The sequence below is a fragment of the Shewanella sp. 11B5 genome (assembly GCF_002836795.1).
Lineage (GTDB): Bacteria > Pseudomonadota > Gammaproteobacteria > Enterobacterales > Shewanellaceae > Shewanella > Shewanella frigidimarina.
Map to the genome: position 1 here is coordinate 1 of NZ_PJAP01000743.1, position 1,866 is coordinate 1,866.

Sequence of the window (1,866 nt, forward strand, 5' to 3'; positions counted from 1 at the left end):
AAGCACATATGGTTGAATTAGCCAGGCAAATGGCCTCGCTTATGCGTTCTGGTGTAGAAGTTGTGTTGTGTACATCAGGTGCGATAGCTGCTGGGCGGGAGCATTTACATTATCCGGTGTTGCCCGACACTATGGCGAATAAACAGTTACTTGCAGCGGTAGGCCAAAGTCAGTTAATTTTGGCATGGTCACAATTGTTCAGTATTTACGGATTACATGTTGGCCAGTTATTGTTAACTCGTGCTGATTTACAAGATCGTGAACGTTATCTTAATGCGCGCGACACCTTAAATGCATTATTAGCTCACAATATTATCCCTATCATTAACGAAAATGATGCAGTGGCAACCAATGAAATTAAAGTGGGAGATAATGATAATTTATCTGCCCGCGCAGCCTTACTTTGCGATGCTGATTTACTTATCTTACTGACCGACCAAAAAGGCTTATTTGATGCCGATCCACGTACCCATCCCGACGCACAGTTGATTAAACAAGTTGTCAATATTGACGACAGTTTGCGTTTATTGGCCGGCGGTTCAGTGTCTGGACTTGGAACGGGCGGAATGGCCACCAAACTCGAAGCCGCGGATGTGGCTAGACGTGCGGGCATAGAAGTTGTTATTGCTTCCGGTCATCACCCCGATGTTATTGCCAAAGTGGCGGCGAGGGAGTCTGTCGGTACTCATTTTAGCGCAATCGAAAATCCATTAGAAAGTCGCAAGCAGTGGATCCTTGCGGGTCCTGCTTCACAAGGTAAATTAGTTGTAGATGCTGGAGCATCTGTTGCCGTTGTTGCTAATGGTCGTAGCCTATTATCTAAAGGCATTGTCGATGTTGAAGGCAATTTTGAACGCGGTGCGACCTTACTAATTGTGAATCAAACGGGTAAGATTTTGGCTAAAGGCATTAGCCGATATTGCGCCAATGATTTAACCAAAATTAGCGGTAAACATTCTGATGATATAGAAAGTCTACTGGGCTATAACTACGGCGATGCCGTGGTTCATCGCAATGATATGGTCGTACTTGATAATTAAGGATAAGCATATGTCAGCCACAGAAACAGAATATTTAACTCAATTAGGGCAACGTGCTAAGGCTGCAAGTTTTATTTTAGCGAGTTTAACTGCGAAACAAAAAAACGTGTTGTTAGCTACAATTGCAGATCACTTAGCGCAGCGGAAAAATGATATTTTACAAGCGAATGCACAAGATATCATTGCAGCGAAGCAAAGCGGTTTAACCGAAGCCATGATAGATAGGTTGATGCTGGACGAAGGGCGGCTAGGCGGGATTATAGCTGACATTGATAATGTCATCGCACTAGCAGACCCTGTCGGCAAGGAAGCTGATAGTCGAGTATTAGATAACGGCTTACGCTTAACTCGTCGCAGTGTCCCATTAGGTGTGGTGGGGGTTATTTATGAAGCTCGGCCAAATGTCACTGTTGATATTGCCGTGTTAGCGTTAAAGACCGGTAATGCAGTGATTTTGCGTGGCGGTAAAGAAACCCTAACCTCCAATAAAGTGCTAAGCGAAGTTATTCGTGATGCACTGGTAAGTCTAGATTTACCTAAAGATGCCGTGCAGCTCATTGATTCACCAGAGCGTAGCCTTGTCAGCGGTTTACTAAGACTCGACAAATATGTCGATATGATTATTCCTCGTGGTGGACAAAACCTACAGCGATTGTGTGCTGAGCAATCAAGCATTCCTGTCATTTTAGGCGGTATTGGCATCTGTCATTTATTTGTCGATAAACAAGCTGATTTAGTGCGGGCAATTGATGTCATTGCTAACGCTAAAGTTCAACGTCCAACTGTGTGTAATGCTTTAGATACCTTATTAATACATCAACAGGTA

Annotated in this window: 2 protein-coding genes; both read left to right on the forward strand. The window is 43.8% G+C overall.

Going from position 1 to position 1,866, the window contains the following annotated elements:
* Positions 1-1,040, forward strand: a 1,040-nt coding sequence (proB, locus tag CXF78_RS15970) for a glutamate 5-kinase (protein WP_102037337.1), incomplete at its 5' end; no start/stop codon positions are given.
* 10 nt (positions 1,041-1,050) lie between these two features.
* A partial coding sequence (locus CXF78_RS15975) for a glutamate-5-semialdehyde dehydrogenase (RefSeq protein WP_102037338.1) occupies positions 1,051-1,866 on the forward strand: 816 nt, incomplete at its 3' end.